The sequence below is a fragment of the Vibrio sp. 378 genome (assembly GCF_033339435.1).
This window is the reverse complement of record NZ_JAWOUO010001299.1, coordinates 1-501: the sequence shown is the minus strand read 5'-3', so window position 1 is coordinate 501 and position 501 is coordinate 1. Positions and strand designations below refer to the sequence as shown.

Below are 501 nucleotides of genomic sequence, written 5' to 3'. Positions count from 1 at the left end.
TTGTGGCGTGTTATACCAAGTATTTCAATACGGGCAGCTACCGTTTGTTGCCTTAACAATGGGGCTTTTCTTTGCGCTTTATGGACTCTACAAAAAGAAAATCAACTACGATTGGAGCACAACATTGTTTATTGAAGCACTTGTTCTCGCGCCGTTTGCGTTGGGATATTTGCTGTTCAAACAATGGACGACAGGCGAGCTTGCTTCTTCCGTTGATACGACAACCTTATTGCTTTACTTCGGCAGCGCGCCAATCACGATTCTGCCTTTGATCTTCTACTCAATCGCGATTCGTATTACAAACTTATCGACGGTTGGTTTGATGCAATACATAGAGCCGAGCTTGCAGTTTATTCTTGCTGTCGTGTTCTTTGGGGAGCTGTTCGATGACGTTAAAGCGGTTACGTTTGCCTTTATCTGGGTGGGTTTGTTGCTCACGATCTTCGAAGGCGTTGCGAAAGGAATAAAGCGCAAAAGGTTGGCTAATCATTCGGTGTAGGT

Annotated in this window: 1 protein-coding gene; it reads left to right on the top strand. The window is 44.7% G+C overall.

Going from position 1 to position 501, the window contains the following annotated elements; translation table 11 throughout:
* Positions 1 to 499: EamA family transporter (locus R7Q48_RS31670; RefSeq protein ID WP_318134438.1), on the top strand; the 499-nt coding region annotated here is incomplete at its 5' end.
* Positions 500 to 501: the final 2 nt, after the last annotated feature.